Below are 22199 nucleotides of genomic sequence, written 5' to 3' on the forward strand. Positions count from 1 at the left end.
GGACAGCCTAAGCGCGCATCACCGTCGCGATGGGGATTCCGGCCGCGCGCAGGGCCGGGATGAAACCGCCGAGCACGCCGGCCACGAGACCCGCGATGATGCCGGCGATGCCGGCCTCCCACGGGAACTGGACGTCGCTCAGGATCGGCTGCGAGTTGCCGACCAGCATCGTCACCACCTTGAGGCCGGCCGCGGCGGCCCCGATCGCGGCGGCCGCCGTGAGCAAGCCGGTCAGCAACGTCTCGGCCAGCACGATGCCGGCCAGCAGCGAGCGGGGCGTGCCGACCGCGCGGCGCAGCGCGAACTCCTCGACCCGTTCACCGACCGTGGCCAGGCCGACGTTGAGGATGCCGGCCACGCCGATCAGCAGCACGAGACCCGCCATCGAGAAGAACACCAGCCGCATCAGGGTGAGTTGCTTCTCCTGATCCTTGCGCGACTCGACGGTGTAGACGTACGGCTCGTTGCCCAGCGCCTTCAGCTTCGACACGACGACCGGCTCGACCGGCGATCCCGGGCTCATCAGCAGGCGCATCTCGCCGCCGGTCATCGGGTCGGCCATCCGCGAGGTGGGCAGCCAGGTGGTGAGCTCGTCGAGGCGTACGTAGGCCCGGGGTTGCATGTCGCCGTCGTCGACCACGCCCACGAACTGGGGCGTGACGTTGGCCGCGGCGCCCCCGACGCGCATCTCGGCCGGCACCCGATACTGGTTGAAGGCGTCGGCGGCGGCCCGGTTGAGCACCAGCTTGGGCGACATCGCGGGCACCTTGGAGAAGTCGAGCCACTGGCCGGTGACCGTGCGGAACGGCCGGAACTTGCGGACGTCGCCGGAGAGCGCGGTGAGCCGCACCTCCACCGCCTGGCCCTTCACACCCGGCGCGGGCTCGCAGCCCACGTCGTTGCAGACCATGGCCGGGCCCCAGTCCTGGTCGAGCGGCGCCGCGCCCGGGTTGACCGGGAGCACGCCGGGTTCGCCGACGATGCCGCTGACGCCCATCATCGCCACCGCGTCGGAGCGGCCGTGCACGGTGGCGGCCAGCATGTCGGTCGACGCCTGCTCCATCGGCATGTCCATCACGCGGGTGCCGTCGTAGCCCTGGGTGATCTCCAGGTCGGCCAGCAGCGCACGTTCGGCGATGCTGGCGCCGGCCTGCACGACCACGACCGCCAGCACACCCAGGAACAGGCTGATCATCGAGAGCAGGGTGCGCAGCTTGCGGGCCCGGATGCCCTGGAGACCGATGATCAGCGAGGACCGGAACCGGCCGGACAGCCGCCTCATCGGACCGCCACCCGCTCGGTCAGCACGCCGTCGACGAGGTCGTGGATGCGGCCCATGCGCGCCGCGTGGTCACGGTCGTGCGTCACCAGGATCAGCCCGCAGCCACGCTCGGTCGCCGCCAGCAGCGCGTCGATCACCAGCGTGCCCGTCTCGGTGTCGAGCGCGCCCGTGGGCTCGTCGGCCAGCAGGACCTTCGGATCCCGTACGAGGGCACGCGCGATCGCCACCCGCTGCTGCTCGCCGCCGGACATCTTGGTCGGGCGGCTCTTGGCGAGATGGGCGATGCCGACCTGGTCGAGCGCCTCCAGCACCCGGGTCCGGCGCTGCCGCCGGGGCAGCCAGCCCTGACCGTTGACCAGCGCCATCGCCACGTTCTGGGCCGCGGTCAGGTGCTTGAGCAGAAAGAACCGCTGGAAGACGAACCCGAAGTGGGAGCTGCGCAGCTTGGCCGCCCGCCGCTCGGGCAGGCGCGCGATCTCCTGCCCGTCGAGCTGGTAGCTGCCCTGGTCGGGCCGGTCGAACAGGCCGATGACGCTGAGCAGCGTGCTCTTGCCCGAGCCGGACCGGCCCACGATGGCCACGCTCTGCCCGGCGTCGACGGTCAGGCCGACGCCGTCGAGGATCGTGCGGGGCTGTTCCTGGCCCTTGAGAACCTTGGTGATGCCGTCGAGGGCGATCAGCGTCGTCATCCGTTCGGGCCCTTGCCGCCGTCACCCTCGGCGCCCGGCTCGGCCGCGGGCAGGTCAGGACCGGGTACGGCGATCGTCTCGTCGCCCTTGAGCCCTGACTTGATCTGCACGACCTTGCCGTCGGTGAGGCCGAGCACCACGTCGACCGTCTTGCGCTGCTGGTCCGCGCCGACGATGTCGACCTTGCCCTTGCCCTGCACGCCGGCCACCGCCTCGACCGGCAGCACCATGACCTTGGACGCCTTCGCGGTGACCACCTGCAGTGTCACCTGGGCGCCGTTGATCAGCTTGACCCCGCCCGGAGGGGCGCAGACCAGCCGCATGCCGGTCGCCTCGGAACCCTCGTTGCCGCCGCCGGTGTCTTCCTGTGTCGGGGGCTGCGCGACCGGGGGAGCGCCGGACGCCCCGGTGGTCGGCTCGGTGGTGGGTGGCGGTGGCTCCGGGATCGAGCCGGCGGGCAGAGCCGCGATCGTCCCCAGGGCCGTACACGCGAAGGGTCCGGGTCCGTTCTTGATCTGAGCCCGGACGTTGGTGATCGCGCCCGAGATGCGGTAGGCCTGAGCGCTGTCGATCTCGGCGACGATGCCGTAACCGGAGTGCTTGGCCGAGATGATCGGCATGCCGGCCGTGACGTCGGCCCGGTCGTCCATGAGCCGGCCGGCCAGCATCGAGCCCTGCGGGATCATCACCCGGCGCGGGGCCCCGTCGGAGTCCCACACGGTCGCGACCCACTTCGGGCGTACGGCCGGGACTTTGGACGGCTGCTTGTCGAGGTAACGCAGCTCGCCGTCGGTCGGCGCGACGATGCCGAACACCGGGTTGATGGTGACCGAGCCGGCCAGGCTGATCTGGTTGCTGAGGTCCTGCCGCGTCGGCTTGACCGTGGTGAGCACCGTGCCGTGCGCCTCGAGCCCGGGCGTGGTGACGGATTCATCGGACGAATCACACCCGCAGAGCACCGCGGCCAGCAACGCCGCCGCTCCCACTCCGGTCACTCTGCGTGTGTCCATCGTTCCCCTTTGCCTGACTTTTCGGACGGTCGGGTTCGCGTCCCGCGCGACCCGGCCGGGCAGAGGTTACAAGGATCATGCAAGCGTCGATGTCCCAGCGCCGCCCACCTGCGGCAAATACCTTGAGGTGATGGGGAAGTGGCTCCGCGTGATCGCGGACCTCGGCGTCCGAACCAAGATCCTCGGCGCGGTCTGCGTCGCGATCCTCGTCGCGGTCGTCGTGGGAACGGTCGGGCTCAGCGCTCTGGGTAGTTCGAGCGCGGCCGCCGACAAGATCTATGCCAGCAACGTGGCCGGGGTGAACGAGCTCGGCGACATCCGGACGGCGCTGGCGCGGGCCCGCCTCGACGCCGCCAATTTCATGATCTCGGAGACGGCGGCCCGAAAGGACGAGTACCGCCAGGCCTTCGACGCGGACCTCAGCGAGCTGCAGACCTCGCTGGCCGCCTACCGCACCAGCGACCCGGTGGTCGACGACGCCGCGATCGCCGAGCTGGCCGACGACTTCAGCAACTTTGAGCAGCTCACGAAGAACAGCCTGTTCCCGGCCGGCGCCCGCAACGACATCGACGCCTGGCAGACCGTCCGCGACAAGCAGCTCGCCCCGCTCATGGACGAGGTCGAGGGCGATCTGGTCGGCATGCGGTCGGCCGAGAGCGCCGACGCCAAGGCCAACGCGGACGCGGCCCGGGCCGGTTACCACCGCAGCCGGACGATCTCGATCGCGCTGCTGGTGACCGGCGCCCTGATCGCCCTCGCTCTGGGCGCGGTCGTGGCCCGGCAGATCGTCCGCTCGATGACCCGCGTCCGCTACGTCTGCGAGGGCCTGGCCGACGGCGACCTCACCCGTACGGCCGGACTGACGTCCCGTGACGAGCCGGGCCGGATGGGCCAGTCCCTCGACATGGCGGTGACCCGGTTGCGGGAAACGGTGATGACCATCGACCGGTCGGCGGACGCGCTGCGGGGTGCCTCGTCCCGCATGTCCGGCGTCGCCTCCGAGATCGCGGTGTCGGCCGACGAGTCCGCGGCCCAGGCCCAGACCGTCTCCACCTCGGCCGAGCAGATCTCGCGCAGCGTCGACGCGGTGTCGGCCGGCAGCGACGAGATGGGGGCGGCGATCCGGGAAATCTCCCGCAACGCCGGCGAGGCGGCCCAAGTGGCGAGCGAGGCGGTCGGACTGGCCGTCACCACGTCGGCGACCATGACCAAGCTGGGCGACTCGTCGGCCGAGATCGGCAACGTCATCAAGACCATCACCTCGATCGCCGAGCAGACCAACCTGCTGGCGCTGAACGCCACGATCGAGGCGGCCCGGGCCGGTGAGTCCGGCAAGGGGTTCGCCGTCGTCGCCTCGGAGGTCAAGGACCTGGCCCAGGAGACCGGGCGGGCCACCGAGGACATCTCGTCCCGGGTCCAGGCCATCCAGGCCGACCCCAGCGGCGCGGTCGTCGCCATCGAGGAGATCAGTCAGGTCATCGCGCGGATCAGCGACTTCCAGACCACGATCGCCTCGGCCGTGGAGGAACAGACCGCGACCACGGCCGAGATGAACCGCAGCGTCGGCGAGGCGGCCGCCGGCACCGGCCAGATCTCGTCGAACATCGCCGGTGTGGCCGACGCGGCCCGGCGGACGAGCGAGGGTGTCGCCCAGTCCCGCCAGGCCAGCGAGGAGCTGGAGACGATGTCCGGTGACCTCAACGCCCTGGTCGCCCGGTTCCGATATTGATCTCCTTAACGGCCGGGACATCGGGCCGCGACACGTCCGACACCGGGCCTGCCTAGAACTCCTTCATGGACGTACTCGCAGCTCTGGGAAGACGGACATTTCTGCGCGCGGCGGCCGCGGTCGGGGTGGGCGGGATCGCCGCCGCCACACCGGCCGCCCCGGCGTCGGCCTCGGCCGGCATCCTGCAGCCGGGCCGGGGGCCGATCCACGGCAAGCACTATCTGCGGTCACGGCCCGACGAGGTACGGTGGGGATATGTGCCGGCCGTGGGCAGCGCGCCGGTGCTGCGGATGCGGTCGGGCGAGACGGTCACCGTCGACACCGTTTCGCACGAGGGCATTCTGGAGGACCAGGGGCGCGATCCGGTGGCCTGGTTCGCCCGGCACGGGGTGTCCCGGCACGAGGTGCTGGCCGACGCGATCGACATTGCGCGGTCCTACGACCGTACGCCGCGCAATTTCGACGTCGACGGGCCGCACGTGGTGACCGGGCCGATCCATGTGGACGGAGCCGAACCGGGGGATGTGCTGAGGATCGAAGTGCTTTCGGCGCTGCCGCGCGTCCCGTACGGCGTGGTGTCGAGCCGCCACGGCAAGGGTGCGCTGCCGCGGCTCGCCGGGGGCGCGGTCCCGGCCGGGATCACCGAGGCCGAGATCATGCCGCCGGTCGCCACCGACGGACGGGCGAGCGGTGACCCCCGTACGTACGGGAATGTCTCGATCTTCACTCCGGTCCGCTCGAAGCGCGGGAAGCTGACCGGGGTGCTGCCGCCGGCCACGTTCCCGCTGGCGCCGTTCATGGGGATGATGGGAGTCGCGTTCGCCTCGGCCGCGTCGCCGACCGATCCGCTGCTCAACTCGATCCCGCCCACGCTCGGCGGCGGCAACATCGACATCAACCTGCTCGGGGTCGGATCGACGTTCTACCTGCCGGTGTTCGCCGAGGGCGCGTTGTTCTACGCCGGGGATCCGCACATGGCGATGGGTAACGGGGAGGTGGCACTGACCGCGATGGAGGGCTCGCTGCGGGCCACCTATCGGCTCACGGTGGTCAAGGCCGGTCGTCGCGGGGCGCCGGCGGTGGCGTTCGGCTATCCGTTCGCCGAGACCGCCGACGCGTGGATCCCGATCGGGCTGTCGGATCCGGACGGGTCGCGCGACGGGCAGGGCAACGATCTCGATGTCGCCATGCGGCGGGCCGTGGTGAACGCGCTCGACTTCCTGGAGGGCCACCTCGGGATGGACCGGGCGGTGGCCTACGCCTATCTGTCGGCGGCCGCCAACTTCGAGGTGTCGCAGGTCGTGGACCGGACGGTCGGTGTGCACGGGGTGATTCGCAAAACCGACTTCAACTGATTTCCCGTACGGGGCAGCCCGCGTCGCTGGGGTGCGTGGCTCCCGTCGCCCTCCCACGTGCGGGCGGCGGAAGCCGTACGGGCGCTAGATCTTGCCGGTTCCGGCGCCGGCGGTGACCGTGGCCTTGACCGTGTTGTTGGCCTCCGGGGTGTACGAGTAGGGGATCGCCGCGACCGAGGCGCCGTTGCGGACCTGCTCGGTGCCGGAGTTCACCTTGTAGTTGTTGAGCACCTTGAGGTTGCCGGGGTCGGAGTCGCCGGTCTGGGTGACCGTCGGGTTCTTCACGTTCTCGAAGTAGTTGCGCTCGACGTAGACGCCCGCGTTCTCGGTGGACGCCACGCCGTACGAACCGATGTTGCTGTAGTAGTTGTTGAGCACGTGCACCGGGTTGGCGAAGCGCACGCGCGGGTGCCGCTGGTTGGTGCCCTCGAACCAGTTGTGCACGTACGTCACGCGCAGGTGTCCGATGTCCTGCGAGCCGTTGTCGTCGCTGTGGCCCAGCAGCATCGACTTGTCGTGGTTGTGCAGCCGGTTCCACGACACCGTGATGAAGTCCGACCCGCGCTTGATGTCGATCAGGCCGTCGTAGCCGCTGGCCAGATCGTTGTGGTCGATCCAGACGTTGGTCGTGTTGGTCTGCACGTTGATCGAGTCGTCGCTCGCGTTGCGGAACACCATGTTGCGGATGATCACGTTCTTGACGCCGGACAGGTTGAGCCCGCCGCCGGTGATGCCCGAGCCCGAGCCGACGCCGATGACCGTCTTGTTCGACGCGACGTTGTACATGCCGGAGATCGAGATCAGGCCGCTGACGCGGACGGTCTGGGACGTGCTCGCGCTGAGCGCGCTCTTGAGGGCGGACGCGCTCGTGACGGTGACGACGGTGCCGGCCGAGCCGCCCGGGGTGCCGCCGTTGAGGCTGGCGTAGCCGACCGGGCTGCTCTCGGCGGCCGACGCCTCGAGCTGGCCGACGGCGATGACGCCGCCGACCATGAGGACGCCGGCCGAGACGGCGGAGACGAGCGTCCGGCGACGCTTTGTTGCGGGCATGATTCCTCCGTACGTGGGGGGTGCGGCGCCACGTGTCGGTGGAGGCGCGTGGCGCCCTTTCGCGCCGGGTAAGCGCTTACCCGGCGGCCAACAGGGTAAGCATCAATCGTGGTCGATGTCACGGGTTGGCCGGAATCGGGCACCTATGAAAACAATCCACGGTTATTTGCAGGAAGGTTCAAGAAACGTTGTTTGCGGAGATCTTGTCCGCTTGTGATACGGGCCGCCCCCGGAAACGCTCAGACCGCCGCCGCCCGGCCGATGAGCATCCACATGCTGTCGCGCTGCTATGCCGTCGTCACCTGGGCCCTGGTGGCGTCGTACCTGGCGTGGCCGTCCGCGCTGCAGCAGTGGCCGTTCCTCATGGTGACGATCGGCGCCGCCATGCCGGCCGTGGTGCTCGCGCTGCGCCGCGCACCGGCCGATGGGCGGGCGCCGTGGTGGCTGATCCTGATCGCCCTGGTCTTCTACAACATCGGCAACGTCATCTGGATCCGGCTGGCGATGGCCGGCGGCCGGGCCACCGGTGACGGCAGCGCGGCCGACCTGTTCTATGCCGTGGGCGGAGTGTTCGTGCTCGGCTCGGCGATCGCCCTGGTGCGCCACCGCGGCCGCGGCGACGTGGGCGGCGTCATCGACTCGGTGATCACCGCGGTGGCGCTGGGCGGGGTGCTGTGGACCGCGCTGCTCCTGCCCGCGCTCAACGCCCAGAACGTCGGCGCCGGCCGCCAGGCCTCCCTGTTCGTGCTCGTGCTGGTCATCAGCGGCACGCTGGGCGCGATGGTCCGGGTCTCGCTGTCCTCGGCGTCGGGCCGCCTGTTCAGCCTCGGCGTGGCGCTCACCCTGGCCGCGTACGTGGCCTCGGCGCTCACGGTCGACGCCACGGGCGCCCGCCCCGACTGGACGAACGTGGTGTTCCTGGCCGCGTACGCCGCCCTCTGCTCGGCCGCCCTGCACCCGTCGGTGGCCGCGGTGACCCGTCCCGGCGCGACTCCCGACGACGACCTGAGCCGGGGCCGGCTGACCTTCCTGGGCGTGATGCTGGCGCTGACCCCGCTGGTCGGCGGTGGCCGGGCCCTGCTCGGCCTGCCCACCGACGGGGTGCTGATCGCGGTCTCGTCGGCCGCCCTGGTGCCGCTGGTCATGGTGCGCATCGCCCGCCTGGCCGGGCAGCGCCGCGAGGCCGAGCAGGCCCTGCACCGCCTGGCCACGCGGGACGCACTGACCGGCCTGCCGAACCGGGCCGCCTCCCTTGAGGCGCTCGACGCAGACCTGGCCGCCTCGCTCGGCACCGATCGGTCCGCCTCCCTTGACGCCGACCGCATCGCCTCCTTCGGCGCCGGCCGGCCCGCCGCCGAAGACCTGGTGGTGCTCTTCTGCGACCTGGACGGCTTCAAGCCGGTCAACGACCGCCTCGGGCACGCGGCCGGCGACGAGCTGCTGATCGAGGTGGCCGCGCGGCTGCGCGCCTGCGTCCGCGACGGCGACATGGTGAGCCGCTTCGGCGGGGACGAGTTCGTGCTGCTCTGCCGGGGCGCCGACGCCGTGGACGCGGTGACCGCCCGGATCGCCGCGATGGCCGAGCGGCCGTTCACCGCGGGCGGCGAGCAGGTGCTCATCGGCCTCAGCGTGGGGGCCGCGTGGGCCCGTCCCGGCGAGACGGCCGACGAGGTGCTGGGCCGGGCCGACCTGGCCATGTACGAGGCGAAGAAGTCCAAGTCCGTGGGTGCCCTGAGCCTCGTCCTGGCCTGACTCCTCAGTTGTCCCTGAGGCGGGGCAGCGAACCTTTCCGGCCCCCTGAACCTCGTCCCGGCGTGGACGAGCTTTTCCGGGCGGGCTGTCTTGGGCCACATGCTGGCGTGAACGAGCTTTCCCGGCCGGGCCGTCCTGAGCCGCGTGCCGGCCTGAACAAACTTTTCCGGACGGGGCTGTCACGATGTGGCGGCGACCGGACATGGGAAGTGACGTGGGCATCGAGGATGAGGATCGCTTCCGGCAGATCTACGAAGGTTCGTTCGAACGGCTGCTGCAGTACGCGCTGCGGCGGGTCGGGCAGCCCGCGGACGCGGCGGACGTGGTCGCCGAGACGTTCCTGATCGCGTGGCGGCGGGGCCGGCAGATACCGGACGGGGATGAGGCGACGCTGTGGCTCTATGGCGTCGCCCGCCGGGTGCTGGCCAACCACCACCGGGGCGGGGTCCGGCGGGAACGACTCGGCGAGCGGCTGAGACAGCGGCTGCGCGAGACCGTCGGCGCCGATCCGGGTCACGAGGTGCCGGAACGGCTCTCGGTCCGCAGCATGCTCTCGCGGCTGGCCGAGCCCGACCGTGAGGTGCTGATGCTGACGTTCTGGGAGGGGCTGGAGCCGCGGGAAGCGGCGGTGGTCCTCGGGGTGAGCCCGACCGTGGCGCGGGCCCGGCTCTCACGGGCCCGCGCCCGCTTCCGCGATCTGGTGGACCCGTCCGATTCAGTGGTGGCCGCGCGTGGCCGGGAGGAGGAACGATGACCGGCAAGTCGTACGACCAGATGCTGCGCGACGCCGACCCGTACCGCTCGGGCTTGGCCGTCGCACCCGACGAGGAACTGCTGGGTCAGATCCTGGCCGAGCCGCAGACCCCGCGGACCTTCTACCGGCTCGCGGTCGTGGGCGTGGCGGCCGCGGTGCTGGTCGCCGCGGTCGGGGTCGCGGTCGCCCTGAACCGCACGTCGGCCGCGCCTCCGGTGCCCGCCGCGCCGTCGGCCGTTCCGAGCTCGGCTGTCCCGACCGAGGCTGTCCCCTCCCAGGCGGCACCGCCGGCGTCGAGCTCGCTGCTCGAACCGGAGAAGGTGCAGAAGGCGGCCCAGGAGGGTCCACGCTTCGTGTTCGGCGAGCCCGGCTGGAAGATCATCCACCTCGAGCCGTTCGGCGACCACATGGGCGAGATGGCGTGGGAGAAGGGCGACCGCATGATCAACTCGTCCTGGTTTCCGAAGAAGGAGTACGACGGTCGCCGCTCGGACAAGGACAAGAGCGCCGAGAAGGTGAAGGTCGGCGACCAGACCGGCTGGATCGTGACCCTCGGCCTGGGCCAGGACAGGGTGACGACCGAGCCGAGACCCGGCGACGGCGTCTTCGCCACGATCGACGGCGGGCCCGGCTTCACGCGGGCGCAGTTCAAGGCCTTCCTCGCCGAGACGCGCGTCGTCAGCGTCGAGGAGTGGATCGCCGAGGCGAACGGGACGGTCACCCGCGAGGGTGAGGCCGGCGACCGGGCGGCCCGGATCTTCGCCGAGGGCGACCTGCCGGGGCCGCCGCAGAATTGGGACCACGACGTGGTCCGGACGATCACGACCGGGGACGCCGTCGCCTTCGACACCACGCTGACGAAGCTGACAACCTGCGCCTGGCTGGCCGAGTGGAACAAGGGCGGCGCCGCCCGTACGGAGGCCGGAAAGGTTTTGAAGAACAGCCGGAACTGGCCGCTGCTGACCGACCTGGAGAGCCGCGGATCCGACCTGCGGAAGACCATCACGAGGATCACGGACGACGTCGTGAACGGCGGCGCCACCGAGGCCGAGGTGGAGGCGTACCGCAAGTCACTCTGTTGATTTTGCTGTTTGTCCGGCGTGGGACCGGGGAAGAGGATCACGGACCGTTTGATCCGATTCGAGGAGATGTGATGAGTGCTGTGACTGATCCCGCCACCGTGAGCGAGTGCCTTCGCGCCGGGGCCGGCTTCTCCCAGGGCGACCTGAACTGGATCGCCGAGCAGTTCGGCACGCTCGACTCACGCCTGGCCGCCTTCCACGCCGACTCGACCGAGCTCGAGGTGTCGGTGAAGGACCGGGAGGCCCGCGGGCAGAAGGTCACACTGGAGTGCTGGATCGCCGGACGGCAGAAGATCGTCACCACATCGACCGAGGAGGACCTGCGGGCGGCGCTCAACGACGTCCGCGACGACCTGCGCCGCAAGCTGAACGACTCGAAGACCAAGCAGGAGCCTCGCCACAACCGTCACCTGCGCGAGGCCGGCGAGGTCGAGACCGACGGCGAGCTCGTCGAATAACGCTCAGGAACCCGGTCGCCGGGTGCTGCCCTCGTCCACGATTCTCGTCGCGATGTTGTCGAGAGCCTGGTCGATCAGCGCCCGGTCGGCCGGGTCGGTCATCGTGATGTCCTCCAGGCGCGCGTCCAGCCAGTTGCGGTAGGCGCCCTGCACCCGGTCCAGCTGCTCCTGACCCGCGTCGGTGAGCCGGACCGTGTCGCCCTCGCGGCGGGCGTAACCGGCCTGCACGAGGCCGGTGAAGGCCGGCTCGATGACTTCGGGCGGCATCCGGTGCGTACGGGCAATGGCCGTCATCTCGGCATGGCCGCGTGCCCGCGTGTGCAGGTGTGTCTGGCCCACCGCCCACAACTGGGCCGGTGGCAGCGTGGTGCCCGACTCGGCGACCAGCCGTTCGATCTCGTCGCGGTCGTCGCGGGCCTTGAACATGGTGTCGCTGATCGCGCGTTCGAGCTGGGTGAGGCGGTCGCCGGACTGCGGCGGCGAGAAGCCCTCGCCCACGTCGGTGGCGGCGGCGCGGGCGCTGTCCCGCAGCGGCAACTCCTTGAGCAGCCATGCGACCAGGAATCCGAGCAGCGCCACCGGGACGACCCAGCGGAAGACGTATCCGATCGTCTCGGCGTACGCGGAAATGATGGGTGCCGCCTGCGCCGCCGCGAGCTTGTGCAGAGCCTCGGGACTGGCCGCGGCCTCGGGCGGCGCGCCGGCCGCGAACGCGTCGGCCAGGTTCGGCGTCAGCTGGTTGGTGAACAGCGTGCCGAAGATGGCGGTGCCGAACGAGCTTCCCAGCGTACGGAAGAAGGTCACGCCGCTCGTGGCGGTGCCCAGATCCCCGTACGGGACGGTGTTCTGCACGACGATGGTGAGCACCTGCATCGACAGGCCGATCCCGGCGCCCAGCACGAACATGTACAGCGACTCGAGCCAGGCGCTGGTGTTCTGGTCCATCGTGGACATCAGGTAGAGGCCGAGCGTCATCACGGCGCCGCCCGCGATGGGGAAGGCCTTGTACCGGCCGGTCCGGCTGACCAGGTTGCCGGACAGGATCGAGGTGAGGAACAGCCCGGCCACCATCGGCAGCGTCCGCACGCCCGAGTCGGTGGCCGAGACGCCGTTGACGTACTGCAGATAGGTGGGCAGGAACGTCATCGCGCCCAGCATCGCGAACCCGACGATGAAGCTGAGCGTCGAGCAGACGGTGAACACCGAGTTCCGGAACAGATGCATGGGCAACATCGGTTCCCGTACGCGGGTCTCGACCACCACGAACGCCGACAACAGCACCACCGCCGCCGCGAACAGACCCAGGATGACCGGTGAGCCCCACTCGTACTCGTTGCCGCCCCACGACAACGCCAGGATCATGCTGGACGCGCCGGCCGCCACCAGGCCGATGCCCGCGTAGTCGACGATCGGCCGGGCCGCCGACCGGATCGAGGGCAGCGCCCGGGCCGACATGGCCAGCACGACGATCGCCACCGGCACGTTGACGTAGAACGCCCAGCGCCAGCTCAGATGGTCGGTGAACAGCCCGCCCAGCGTCGGCCCGACCACGGTCGTGACGCCGAAGACCGCGCCCAGCGCACCCTGGTAGCGGCCGCGGTCGCGCAGCGGGATCACGTCGGCGATCAGCGCCATCGCGGTCACCATCAGCCCGCCGCCGCCGATGCCCTGGATCGCCCGCGCCCCGATCAGCATCACCATGTCCTGGGCGACGCCGCACAGCACCGAACCGCCGACGAAGACGACCGTGCTGATCTGGAAGACCAGCTTGCGGCCGAACAGGTCGCCGAACTTGCCGGCCAGCACCGTGCTGACGGTCTCGGCGAGCAGGTAGGCCGTCACGACCCACGACATGTGCCCGGCGCCGCCCAGGTCGGCGACGATGGTCGGCAGCGCGGTCGACACGATGGTCTGGTCGAGGGCCGCCAGCAGCATGCCGAGCAGGATCGCCGTGAAGACGACGTTCACCTGCCGCCGGCTGAGCACCGCGGGCGGGGCCTCCTGGGTCGTCACCGTGGCCATGCGCCCAGTCTTTCGGCCCGGCCCGCCGGGTGTGGCGACAATGCGGAAATGGAGCGGGGCTCAGCGCGGGCGGGCCAGGCCCAGGTCGTACGCGACAATGGTGGCCTGCACCCGGTCCCGCGCCCCGATTTTGGGCAGCAGCGCGTTCACGTGGGCCTTCACCGTGCCCGCGCCGATGCCCAGGGCCGCGCCCACTTCGGCGTTGGACAGCCCCTTGGCCAGCTCGACCAGCACCTCCCGTTCGCGTGGGGTCAACGCGTCCAGCCGCGGGTCGGGCACACGGGCGGCGGTGAGCGCGCCCGCGGCGAACGCATCGATCAGGCGCCGGGTGACCGCGGGGCTGAGCATCGCCTCACCACCCGCCACGGTGCGGATCGCGTCGACCAGCACGGCCGGGTCGGAGTCCTTCAGCAGGAAACCCGACGCACCCGCTTTCAGGGCCTGATAGACGTACGCGTCCTGGTGGAAGGTGGTCAGCACGATGACCCGGGGCGCGGACCCGGCCGCGGTGACCTGGGCGGTCGCGGTGAGCCCGTCCATGCCCGGCATGCGCACGTCCATCAGCACGACGTCGGGCCGCACCCGGGCCGCCAGATCGACCGCGGCCGCGCCGTCACCGGCCTCACCCACCACCTCGAGGTCGTCCTGCGAACCGACGATCGCGCACACGCCGGCGCGCACCATCACCTGGTCGTCCACGACCATCACGCGGATCGTGATGATGACACCTCCTGAGCCGGGCACAGGCCGTCGAGCAGGCCACGCATCGCCGCCAGGGCCTCGCGGGCCGCCTCGATGACACCGTCCAGGTCATTGTCCCCGGCCGCTTCCGGCACCCGGGCGGCGGCGGTCAGAACGGTGGCGCGCAGCCCCGCCGCGACCCGGGCCCGCTCGTCACCGGCCCGCAGCGCGGCCTCGGCCGACACCACCGCCACGGCGTTCTCCTCGTGGTCGAGGCGGCGCTGCCGGCGGCGTCGCGCGGCGAATCCGGCCAGCCAGCTCCCGGAGAACGGGGCGGCCAGCAGGAACCAGCCGAACACGGCCATCACCAGGAAGCCGGTGGGCCACGGGAAGTTGGGATCGCCGACGGTCATCATCAGGCCGAAGGTGACCGCGGCCGAGAACAACCCGGCCACCAGGCCGATCCAGGTGAGCTTCGGGCGTTTTCCGTACGCGGCCAAGGCGTACAGGGCCGTCAGATCCGCCCCCGTGCTGAACAGGAAGAGCCAGGCCTCCTCGGGCGGGAGCACCTCGGTGGCCACCAGCAGCGGGCCGGACCAGCCGGTCAGCGCCACCGCGATCAGCGCCGTCCACGGATGCTGCCGCCGCCACAGCAACGGCGCCGCGTGCGCGACCACCGCGAGCAGCACCAGTGTGGCGGCCGCGGGCGACGCGCCCTCCTCGTCGATCAGGAGGCCGACCCCGGTCAGTGGCAGCAGAAGAGCCAGAAGGACCAGACCCGCGTCCAGTACGACCTGACTCCGCAGCCAGACGCGCAGCCGCGCGGGTGCCGCTTCGGCCGGGAGGAATGCCCGCACCTCCCAGCCGCCCCCTTCTGCCGGGCCGGCTGTGACCGTTCCGCCCAGGGCGGCCGCGCGGTCGCGCATGCCGGCCAGGCCGCGGCCGCCGCCCAGGCCGGTTGTCGCTGTTGTCGCTGTTTTGGCTGGGGAGGTGGTCGCGGGGCCGTCGTCGGCCACGATGAGGGTCGCGCCTGCCTCGTCGTATGTCTGAGTTATGCGTACGGTCGCTCCCGGCGCATACCGCAGGGTGTTGGTCAGGGCTTCCCGCGCGATGCCGTGCAGGGCCTCGGCCCTGGTTCGGGCTGCGGCCGCTTCTTGGGCTGTGGCCGTGTTTTCGGGCATGGCCGTGTCTTGGGCTGTGGCCGTGCTTTGGGCCTCGGTTTTGCTTTCGGGCGCGGCGGTGTTTTGGGCTGTGGCCGTGCTTCCGGGCGTGGCCGTGCTTCCGGGCCTGTCCGTGCGTCCGGGCGTGGCCGTGTTTTTGGCCTCGCCCGACTCGGACAGGTGCACGACCTGACCGAGTTGCCGGAAGTCGTCGGCCAGGTCGGCCAGCGTGACCGCCTCGGGCGTGGCCGGCAGCACGGCGACCAGTTGGTGCAGCGCGACCATCGTCTCGCGGCCGGTGCGGGCGGCGAACGCGAGCGCCTCGTCGCGCAGCTCGGCCTTGCCGACGAACTGGGCCGCCGTGGCGTTGACGACGATCGAGGTGAGGTGGTGGGCCGTCACATCGTGCAGTTCGCGGGCCAGCCGGCGCTGCTCGGCCGCCGCCGCGTCCCGGCGCGCCTCCTCGGCCTCGACCAGCCGGCGCGCGGCCGCCGAACGCTCCCCGAGCCAGCGCCGCCGCACCCGCCCGGCGGCGGCGACCAGCGAATACATGACGAGGCCGACGAGCAGATCGAGCGGTTCGTCGGCGACGACCAGCACCACCTGAACGGCGAGCATGCCCAGCACAGCCAGCACGGTCGCCCGCCGCGAACAACGCAGCGCGACGTTGAACAGGGCCACCGACTCGGCGATCGAAAGCACGAGCAGGGCGTCGCCGGGATAGAAGTATTCCTGCTGCGGCGCGGCCCAGGTGCCGAGCGCGAGCCCGCTCGTCACGACCGCCGCCGCCACCAGGGGCCGTGAACGGCGTAGCGTCAGGGCCCCGGCGACCAGCGCGATCACGGCGAAGCCGGTGATGTCACGCAGGGTCGTTCCGAGGGCCGGCCAATACGCGAGCTGGGCCGTCGCGATGAGCGCGGGCAGCAGCCAGACCTTCCAGCGGGACATGATGGCTGACAGCCTATCCATGCCGTAGGGCGGGGCCGTCTTCTGTCGGTGACCTGTCTATGCCGTGCGGGTCGGCGCTTTCGTTGGCGGCTTGTCTGTGTCCTGCCCGTGCTCGGTGTTTTCGCCCGTGGCCCGCGTGTGCCTGGTGCTTGTCGTCCGTGGTCTGTCTGTGTGCTGCGCTTTTCCCTGGCCTGTCTCCGTCTTGGGTGCTTTTGTTCCTGGTCTGTCTGCCTCCTGGGGTAGGGCCGGATTTCGTTCATGGCCTGTCTATGCCCTGGGGCAGGGGCCGGTTTCCGTCCGCGGCCAGATTCGCCGGGCCGGGGGAGCCGACAGAATTTTCCCCATGTCCGCCACGCCGTACCACCGTCTCGCCCGCACCCCCGCCCACCGCTGGTGGCGCCCGGTGCTGGGGACCCTGTTCATTCTCGCCGGAGGCGTCTTCGCCACGCTGGCCGGCTACATGGTCGTCACCGCCGCCGCCATGCTGGCCGGCCGTCCGAACAATGTGGACGGCATGGCCAGCTTCGGCGAGCACGCCGACCTGGCCCTGGCGTTCCTGACCATCGCCGTCCTGCTGCCGCTGACCCTGCTCGCCGCCCGCTGGATCCAGCGTCGCCCGGCCGGGACGCTGTCGTCGGTCACCGGCCGCCTCCGCTGGCCGTTGCTGGCGAAGTTGGCGCCGGTCGCGCTGATCGCCGTGGTCGCCCTGATCGCCGGCGGTGTCGGACTCTCGGCGCTGACCGACGGCGCCGACTCCGGCCTCGGCGACCCGCTGGCCGGATGGGGCCCGTTCGCCCTGTCCATGCTCCTGCTGCTGGTAGTGGTTCCCCCACAGGCAGCCGCCGAGGAGTACTTCACACGCGGCTGGCTGCTACAGGCGACCGGCGTCTGGTTCCGCCGCCCCTGGGTGCCGATCGCTTTCCAGGCGCTAGTCTTCGCCGCGGCGCACGGGTGGGGGACCCCGTGGGGTTTCGCCGACCTGTTCCTGTTCGGCGCGGTGACCGGCTGGCTGACGGTCCGCACCGGCGGCCTCGAGGCGGCGATCGCCCTGCACGTCATGAACAACCTGGTCAGCGCCGGCATCGCAGCCGCCTACAACCAGCTGACCATCACCGAGACAGCAGCCGACATGCCGTGGCAGATGGCCGCAGTAGACGTGCTGGTCCTCACGGCGTACGCCCTCGTGGTCCTCAAGCTGGCCGAGCCCTACGCTTCCGTCGCGCCAGAACCCTCCACGCCGCCCACAATTCCCACGGGCCCTGTCGCGTCGCCTCTTCCTGCGGGCCCTGTCGCGTCGCCTCTTCCTGCGGGCCCTGTCGCTTCGCCTCTTCCCGCGGGTTCCCCTGCGTCGCCGCTCGTTTCGGAGGAAGGTCACCTTGTCTCAGCGCGGGTCGGATTGCCGTGGCGATGAGGTTGGGGGCGGGGCGGCCTGGCGCTGAGCGCGGTGAGCCGCCATCCGGACCGGGTCGTTGACGAAGCCGTAGCCGCGGTAGCCGCCGACCCGCTGGACGACCTCGAAGAAGACGCGCCGGCCGATCACCGGGGTGAACCTTTGCAGGTAATACCCGTGGGCGTCCTCGTCATAGAGGGCGTCCACAGCCGTCGTGCCGCGAGCGGCGAGGTCATCGAGGTAGTTGCGCGGGATGGGCACGGTGTCTTCGACCAGGGTGATGTCATCGGTGAGCAGGGTGATGTGCTGCGGGTGGGGGACGGCGGGCGCCCAGTCGCCCCGGCGTAGCAGGGGCACGCTGAGCGAGAGACGTACGCTGCGGTCCTCGTTACGGACGGCAAGCGTGCGCATCAGCCCGTACGGCGCCGCGAACTCGCCCGCCTCGTCATCGGTCATGCCGAGAACGCTGCGGTAGAAGAGCGCCGCCTCGTCATAACGGTCGAACGGCTGCGCCAGCGAAAGATGGTCGATCGCCCGCACGGTCCGCCCGGTCGCGGTCTCGCCGGTCGGCAGGAAGTCCCCGAGCCAGGCGTGGTCACCGCGGCAGAAGAACACTTCGGTGCCATCGGGCGCGGCCACCGCAGTCATCTCGGCTTCGCGCCAGCGCCGACGCCGGGGCAGCGGTTCGGCCAGCAGCTCGGCGGCCCGTTTCGCGCTCGCGGCCGGGTCCGCACTCTCCAGCGCGAACGCCCGGATAGCAGCCGACCCTTCAGCCAGCCGCGGCGCGCCGTAGTTCAACAAAATGCGCGCGGCCCCCTGTTCCCACAGCTGCACAGCTTTGGACCGATGCTGACCGGTGTGGGCAAAACCCAGGCCTCGCAACAAACTCTCCAGCTCAGGCCCGGTCCCACTATCAACACCCAGTTCAGCGAACGCGATACCGGCCAGACGCGGCGCAGGCGTGAGGACGCCGGCGTCCACAGGCCCCCCGCCCTCAACACGCCGTGCAGTTTCCACATGCCGTCTGTCGTCCACAGATCGCGTGTTCTCCTCAGGCGGTGTGTCGCCCTCAGGCAGGGTGGCGTGCACAGGTCGCGTGTCGTCCACAGGCCGCGTGGCGTGCACAGGTCGCGTGGTGTCCACAGGCCGCGTGGCGTGCACAGGTCGCGTGGTGTCCACAGATCGCGTGGCGTGCATAGATCGCGTGTCGTCCCCGGGCCGTGTGGCGTGCGCAGGCCGCGTGTCGTCCACAAGCTGCGCCTTATGGACGGGGCGGGCTGTGGAAGCGGCAATGGTGGGGTGGGTCGTGGGGGTGAGGGCGCCGGCCAGGGCGATGAGGGAGCGGCGGGCGTCTATGGCCGTACGGTGGGGGTCGGCCTGTCGGAAGACGTCGTTGAAGACCTCTAGTGACAGCGACCCGGCATAGCCGGACTGCAGGACGGCCTGGGTGAAGCCGATCAGGTCGAACCGGCCCTGCAACGGGAACAGGCGGTGGTGGCGGCTCCACTGCAGCACGTCCATGCCGAGGCGGGGTGCGTCGGCGAGCTGGAGGAAGAAGACGCGTTCGCCGGGCAGGTGGGCGATCTTGCCGTACTCGTCGGTGCGGGAAAGGACGTGGAACGAGTCCAGGCAGAGGCCCAGGGCGGGGTGATCGGCGCGCTGGACGATGTCCCAGGAATGCTCCCAGGTCGAGACGTGACGGCCCCAGGCCAGGGCCTCGTAGGCGATCCGCATGCCGCGTTCACCCGCCCGCTCGGCCAGGCGGCGCAGCTGGCCGGCGACCAGGGCGTCGTCGTCGATCGTGTCGGGCGCGACCGACGAGCAGATGAGAACGGTGTCGGCGCCGAGGCGGGCCATCAGGTCGAGCTTCGCGTTGAACCGTCGCTCGACGGCCTCGAACCTCGCCGGGGGAGCGCCCTCGGCGTCACGGAACGGCTGGTAGAGGTCGACGGTGAGGCCGAGGTCGGCGACGCGGGCCCGGATCTCCTCGGGGGAGCCGACGGAGGCGATCAGGTCGTTCTCGAAGATCTCCACGGCATCGAACCCGGCCGTCGAGGCGGCGTCGAGCCGTTCCTCGAGGCTCCCGGAGAGGCACACCGTGGCGATGCTCGTCCTCATGCCCGCCCTCCATCTATGTACGAACCAGTACGTTCAATCTAGAAGCGACACATCAGCACGGCAAGACAGGAACCAGGTTAGGATCCTAGGACGCTCAAGAGGGTGTGTGGGGTGAGATGTCGTGACTGAACAGCCGCGACGGAACAGCCGTAGTTTGAGCAGCCGCACCGGCACCCGGACCCGGCTCCCGGCTCCCGGCATCGAAGGAGAAGTCGTCGGCGGTGCGCCTGCGCAACGCGGGCGCGCGGCTGATGAGCCGGGCGGCATGAGGCGCGTTCGAGGCGGCGCCGGGATGTGCGTTTGGCGTGCGTGTTGGGATGCGCGCTTGAGATGTGCGTTTGAGCAGCCGGTGCGCGTCTGATGGAACGGGCGGCCTGGAAGGAACGACGGAGCGACGCGAATCTAGGCTGGCGGGCATGGCTGAGGTACGGCTCGAAGCGATGACCGAGCAGGAGTTCGGGCCCTGGCGGGCGGAGGCGGAAGCGCACTACGCGCGGAGCGTCACCAGCTCGGGTGTGCCGGCTGACGTGGCGGCGGCGGAGGCGGCCGAGACCTACGCGAACTTGCTCCCGGACGGTCCGGCCACGGTGGGGCATCACATCTGGCACGCGTACGACGGTGACCGGCGCGTCGGTTTTCTCTGGTTGAAGTTCTCGGGGCGGGGCGCGTTCGTCTACAACGTGGCGGTCGAGCCGGAGCTGCGCCGTCAGGGTTACGGCCGGGCCATCATGGAGGCCGGCGAGCGGTGGAGCCGGGAGAACGGCGCGTCGACGATCGGGCTGCACGTCTTCGCGCACAACCACGGCGCGCTCAGCCTGTACGAGCAGCTTGGTTACGCCGAGACCGGCCGCAAGATGGCGAAGCAGCTTTAGCGGCCGCGCGATGGCGGGACTGCCTCAGATCCAGCCCTGTTCGCGGGCCAGGCGGGCGGCCTCGTGGCGGTTGGCGGCGCCCAGTTTGCCGGCCGCCGCGGAGAGGTAGTTGCGGACCGTGCCGGAGGAGAGGGAGGCCCGGCGGGCTATCTCGTCGATGGGGGCTCCCGAGGCGGCCAGGATCAGGACGTCGGTCTCGCGGACGGTCAGGGGGCTCTCGCCGGCGCTGATGGCCTCGGCCGCCAGTTGGGGGTCGACGTAGCGGCCGCCGGCGGCGACCGTGCGGATGACGCCGGCCAGGATTTCGGCGGCGGCGGTCTTGGGCAGGAAGCCGCGTACGCCGGCGGCCAGGGCCCTTCGCAGGTGGCCGGGGAGGCCGTGGCTGGTGACGATCATCGTGCGGCAGGCGGGGACGTCCCGGTGCAGTCGTTGGGCCACGGCGACGCCGTCGAGGTCGGGTAGTTGCAGGTCGATGACGGCTACGTCGGGGTGCAGGGCGCGGGCCATCGACAGGGTTTCGGCGCCGGTGGCGGCCTGGGCGGTGACGGTCAGGTCGTCCTCCAAGGCCAGCAGCGCGGCCATCGCACCCCGGATCAGATGTTCGTCGTCGGCCAGCAGAACGCGGATCACGAGGCCCCCGACCCGGGCGGAGAGGCGTGCGGTGGCGCTGAAAGGGGTGCGGAAGGGGGCGCGGCGGGTGGTGTGAGGGGGAGCGAAGCGGCCAGCCGGAAGCTGTCGGGTGCGGTTCGGGTGGCGGTCGCGGTGCCGCCCAGGGCGGTCAGGCGTTCGGTGAGACCGGTCAGCCCGTTGCCGAGCTCGAAGGGTGTGTGCGGGGCGCCGTCGTTCTCCAGCGTCAATGACACCGTACGGGCCGTGGTGGTCAAGGTGATCCGGCAGGTCTGGGCCTCGCTGTGGCGCAACACGTTCGTGGTTCCTTCGCGGACCACCCAGCCCAGGGCGGCCTGGGCGGATTCGGCCAGACCGGCGCCGGCGGCCTCGCCGCTGACGTGGCAGGTGATTCCGGCCGACTCCAGCAAGGTGCGGGCGCCCGCCAGTTCGGAGGGCAGGCCGGCCGCGCGGTAGCCGCCGACGACCGTTCTGAGGTCGGTCAGGGCGGCCTGGGCGATGCGGCGCACCTCGAGCATCTCGTCGGCGGCCTCGGGGCGGCCGCGCTGGGCCAGGCGGGCGGAGAGTTCGGCCTTGAGCGCCACGACCGAGAGCGTACGCCCGAGCACGTCGTGCAGGTCGCGGGAGATGCGCAGGCGTTCCTCGGCGACGGCCAGCCCGGCCTGCACGTGGCGGGCCTGGTCGAGTTCGCGCACCAGGCCCAGGGTCCAGAGGGTGACCCGGGCGGCGGGGGCGAGCACGGCCAGGATGACCGCGAGCGTGAGGGCCGAGGCGGGGCGGTCGACGATGGCCAGGGTCACGCAACCGGCGGATCCGACGGTGCTGAGCACGATGGTTGCCGAGACGTGGGTGGCGAGGGCGACCGCGTAGAGGGCGGTCACCATGAGCAGCACCGGCACGAAGGGGCTGTCGGGGTGGCCGGGTGTCGGCCGGGGGTAGGTGACGACGGCGGTGGCCGCGGTGATCGCGGTCCACAGGCCGGTGGCGGCGATGAGGCGGGCGGGGCGGGGGCCGTCGGGGTAGTTGGCGATGCCGGACCGCATCAGCAGGACGCAGAGCACCACGTGGACGGTGGTGGCGGTGATGATCGGCACCACTTCGGGGCCGATCCGGTCGCCGACCAGGATGGCGCCGCCGGCGATGAGGGGCACGAGCAGCACGTTGCTGTAGAGCGTGACCTTGATGTAGAGCTCGAACCGGTCGGTCTGGCTGCGCATGTC

The 22199-nt window shown here is 70.9% G+C and carries 18 protein-coding genes; 8 read left to right on the forward strand and 10 right to left on the reverse strand.

The window, feature by feature from the left end:
• Window positions 1–7: 7 nt before the first annotated feature.
• From JIG36_RS22310 to JIG36_RS22320, 3 genes are read right to left on the reverse strand one after another with little or no spacing between them, the layout of a single operon-like run.
• Window positions 8–1282 carry an ABC transporter permease gene (locus JIG36_RS22310; protein WP_203378318.1) on the reverse strand — a complete coding sequence of 425 codons (1275 nt, stop codon included), beginning with the start codon at window positions 1280–1282 and terminating at the stop codon, window positions 8–10.
• Window positions 1279–1971, reverse strand: coding sequence for an ABC transporter ATP-binding protein (locus JIG36_RS22315; protein WP_203378319.1), 693 nt, complete (start codon window positions 1969–1971; stop codon window positions 1279–1281). The genes JIG36_RS22310 and JIG36_RS22315 overlap by 4 nt, the downstream gene beginning before the upstream one ends.
• The gene (locus JIG36_RS22320) at window positions 1968–2981 is read right to left on the reverse strand and encodes an efflux RND transporter periplasmic adaptor subunit (protein WP_203378320.1); all 1014 of its coding nucleotides are present in this window, start codon (window positions 2979–2981) and stop codon (window positions 1968–1970) included. The genes JIG36_RS22315 and JIG36_RS22320 overlap by 4 nt, the downstream gene beginning before the upstream one ends.
• Window positions 2982–3111: 130 nt before the next feature.
• Here JIG36_RS22320 and JIG36_RS22325 point away from each other — a divergent pair, with 130 nt between their 5' ends.
• Together JIG36_RS22325 and JIG36_RS22330 are read left to right on the forward strand one after the other, a co-directional pair.
• Window positions 3112–4710 carry a methyl-accepting chemotaxis protein gene (locus tag JIG36_RS22325; protein ID WP_203378321.1) on the forward strand — a complete coding sequence of 533 codons (1599 nt, stop codon included), beginning with the start codon at window positions 3112–3114 and terminating at the stop codon, window positions 4708–4710.
• Between the two features lie 65 nt (window positions 4711–4775).
• Window positions 4776–6065, forward strand: coding sequence for an acetamidase/formamidase family protein (locus JIG36_RS22330; RefSeq protein WP_203378322.1), 1290 nt, complete (start codon window positions 4776–4778; stop codon window positions 6063–6065).
• An 84-nt stretch (window positions 6066–6149) separates the two neighbouring features.
• Here JIG36_RS22330 and JIG36_RS22335 read toward each other — a convergent pair whose 3' ends face one another.
• Window positions 6150–7115 (reverse strand): pectate lyase family protein, encoded by a 966-nt coding sequence (locus JIG36_RS22335; protein WP_203378323.1) that lies wholly within the window; start codon window positions 7113–7115, stop codon window positions 6150–6152.
• 213 nt (window positions 7116–7328) lie between these two features.
• On the opposite strand from JIG36_RS22335, the gene JIG36_RS54115 reads away from it, so the two are divergent.
• The 4 genes from JIG36_RS54115 to JIG36_RS22355 all read left to right on the forward strand — a co-directional run bounded on the left by JIG36_RS54115 (window position 7329) and on the right by JIG36_RS22355 (window position 11161).
• Window positions 7329–8867, forward strand: a complete 1539-nt coding sequence (locus JIG36_RS54115; RefSeq protein WP_307872856.1) for a diguanylate cyclase domain-containing protein — start codon at window positions 7329–7331, stop codon at window positions 8865–8867.
• A gap of 202 nt (window positions 8868–9069) precedes the next feature.
• On the forward strand, window positions 9070–9621 hold the full coding sequence (locus JIG36_RS22345; protein ID WP_203378325.1) for an RNA polymerase sigma factor: 552 nt from the start codon (window positions 9070–9072) through the stop codon (window positions 9619–9621).
• On the forward strand, window positions 9618–10703 hold the full coding sequence (locus tag JIG36_RS22350; protein WP_203378326.1) for a hypothetical protein: 1086 nt from the start codon (window positions 9618–9620) through the stop codon (window positions 10701–10703). The genes JIG36_RS22345 and JIG36_RS22350 overlap by 4 nt, the downstream gene beginning before the upstream one ends.
• Window positions 10704–10774: 71 nt before the next feature.
• The gene (locus JIG36_RS22355; RefSeq protein ID WP_203378327.1) at window positions 10775–11161 is read left to right on the forward strand and encodes an HPF/RaiA family ribosome-associated protein; all 387 of its coding nucleotides are present in this window, start codon (window positions 10775–10777) and stop codon (window positions 11159–11161) included.
• 3 nt (window positions 11162–11164) lie between these two features.
• Here JIG36_RS22355 and JIG36_RS22360 read toward each other — a convergent pair whose 3' ends face one another.
• From JIG36_RS22360 to JIG36_RS22370, 3 genes are read right to left on the reverse strand one after another with little or no spacing between them, the layout of a single operon-like run.
• The gene (locus JIG36_RS22360; protein ID WP_203378328.1) at window positions 11165–13183 is read right to left on the reverse strand and encodes an MDR family MFS transporter; all 2019 of its coding nucleotides are present in this window, start codon (window positions 13181–13183) and stop codon (window positions 11165–11167) included.
• Between the two features lie 60 nt (window positions 13184–13243).
• Window positions 13244–13888 carry a response regulator gene (locus tag JIG36_RS22365; protein WP_236048088.1) on the reverse strand — a complete coding sequence of 215 codons (645 nt, stop codon included), beginning with the start codon at window positions 13886–13888 and terminating at the stop codon, window positions 13244–13246.
• On the reverse strand, window positions 13888–15972 hold the full coding sequence (locus tag JIG36_RS22370) for a sensor histidine kinase (protein ID WP_203378329.1): 2085 nt from the start codon (window positions 15970–15972) through the stop codon (window positions 13888–13890). The genes JIG36_RS22365 and JIG36_RS22370 overlap by 1 nt, the downstream gene beginning before the upstream one ends.
• Window positions 15973–16315: 343 nt before the next feature.
• Here JIG36_RS22370 and JIG36_RS22375 point away from each other — a divergent pair, with 343 nt between their 5' ends.
• Window positions 16316–17383, forward strand: a complete 1068-nt coding sequence (locus tag JIG36_RS22375; protein ID WP_203378330.1) for a CPBP family intramembrane glutamic endopeptidase — start codon at window positions 16316–16318, stop codon at window positions 17381–17383.
• On the opposite strand, the gene JIG36_RS52050 is transcribed toward JIG36_RS22375, so the two are convergent.
• The gene (locus JIG36_RS52050; RefSeq protein WP_236048089.1) at window positions 17354–19480 is read right to left on the reverse strand and encodes a sugar phosphate isomerase/epimerase and 4-hydroxyphenylpyruvate domain-containing protein; all 2127 of its coding nucleotides are present in this window, start codon (window positions 19478–19480) and stop codon (window positions 17354–17356) included. The two genes, JIG36_RS22375 and JIG36_RS52050, sit on opposite strands and share 30 nt — an antisense overlap.
• 332 nt (window positions 19481–19812) lie before the next feature.
• Between JIG36_RS52050 and JIG36_RS22390 the strand changes: the two genes are divergently transcribed.
• The gene (locus tag JIG36_RS22390) at window positions 19813–20352 is read left to right on the forward strand and encodes a GNAT family N-acetyltransferase (RefSeq protein ID WP_307872857.1); all 540 of its coding nucleotides are present in this window, start codon (window positions 19813–19815) and stop codon (window positions 20350–20352) included.
• A 24-nt stretch (window positions 20353–20376) separates the two neighbouring features.
• Here the strand turns inward: JIG36_RS22390 and JIG36_RS22395 are convergent, their stop codons facing one another.
• Complete coding sequence (locus JIG36_RS22395) at window positions 20377–20982, reverse strand: response regulator transcription factor (RefSeq protein WP_203378332.1); 606 nt, start codon at window positions 20980–20982, stop codon at window positions 20377–20379.
• A complete protein-coding gene (locus tag JIG36_RS22400; protein WP_203378333.1) occupies window positions 20979–22196 on the reverse strand; it encodes a sensor histidine kinase in 1218 nt (405 codons plus the stop codon). Before JIG36_RS22400 ends, JIG36_RS22395 begins: the two co-directional genes overlap by 4 nt.
• Between the last annotated feature and the right edge of the window lie 3 nt (window positions 22197–22199).

This window comes from Paractinoplanes ovalisporus (assembly GCF_016834655.1).
GTDB lineage: Bacteria > Actinomycetota > Actinomycetes > Mycobacteriales > Micromonosporaceae > Actinoplanes > Actinoplanes ovalisporus.

Bases quoted from the DNA above. Each gene is read 5' to 3' on its own strand.
- JIG36_RS22310 (WP_203378318.1), bottom strand. From the start codon at position 1,282: ATGAGGCGGCTGTCCGGCCGGTTCCGGTCCTCGCTGATCATCGGTCTC.
- JIG36_RS22315 (WP_203378319.1), bottom strand. From the start codon at position 1,971: ATGACGACGCTGATCGCCCTCGACGGCATCACCAAGGTTCTCAAGGGC.
- JIG36_RS22320 (WP_203378320.1), bottom strand. From the start codon at position 2,981: ATGGACACACGCAGAGTGACCGGAGTGGGAGCGGCGGCGTTGCTGGCC.
- JIG36_RS22325 (WP_203378321.1), top strand. From the start codon at position 3,112: ATGGGGAAGTGGCTCCGCGTGATCGCGGACCTCGGCGTCCGAACCAAG.
- JIG36_RS22330 (WP_203378322.1), top strand. From the start codon at position 4,776: ATGGACGTACTCGCAGCTCTGGGAAGACGGACATTTCTGCGCGCGGCG.
- JIG36_RS22335 (WP_203378323.1), bottom strand. From the start codon at position 7,115: ATGCCCGCAACAAAGCGTCGCCGGACGCTCGTCTCCGCCGTCTCGGCC.
- JIG36_RS22345 (WP_203378325.1), top strand. From the start codon at position 9,070: ATGGGAAGTGACGTGGGCATCGAGGATGAGGATCGCTTCCGGCAGATC.
- JIG36_RS22350 (WP_203378326.1), top strand. From the start codon at position 9,618: ATGACCGGCAAGTCGTACGACCAGATGCTGCGCGACGCCGACCCGTAC.
- JIG36_RS22355 (WP_203378327.1), top strand. From the start codon at position 10,775: ATGAGTGCTGTGACTGATCCCGCCACCGTGAGCGAGTGCCTTCGCGCC.
- JIG36_RS22360 (WP_203378328.1), bottom strand. From the start codon at position 13,183: ATGGCCACGGTGACGACCCAGGAGGCCCCGCCCGCGGTGCTCAGCCGG.
- JIG36_RS22365 (WP_236048088.1), bottom strand. From the start codon at position 13,888: ATGGTCGTGGACGACCAGGTGATGGTGCGCGCCGGCGTGTGCGCGATC.
- JIG36_RS22370 (WP_203378329.1), bottom strand. From the start codon at position 15,972: ATGTCCCGCTGGAAGGTCTGGCTGCTGCCCGCGCTCATCGCGACGGCC.
- JIG36_RS22375 (WP_203378330.1), top strand. From the start codon at position 16,316: ATGTCCGCCACGCCGTACCACCGTCTCGCCCGCACCCCCGCCCACCGC.
- JIG36_RS52050 (WP_236048089.1), bottom strand. From the start codon at position 19,480: ATGAGGACGAGCATCGCCACGGTGTGCCTCTCCGGGAGCCTCGAGGAA.
- JIG36_RS22400 (WP_203378333.1), bottom strand. From the start codon at position 22,196: ATGCGCAGCCAGACCGACCGGTTCGAGCTCTACATCAAGGTCACGCTC.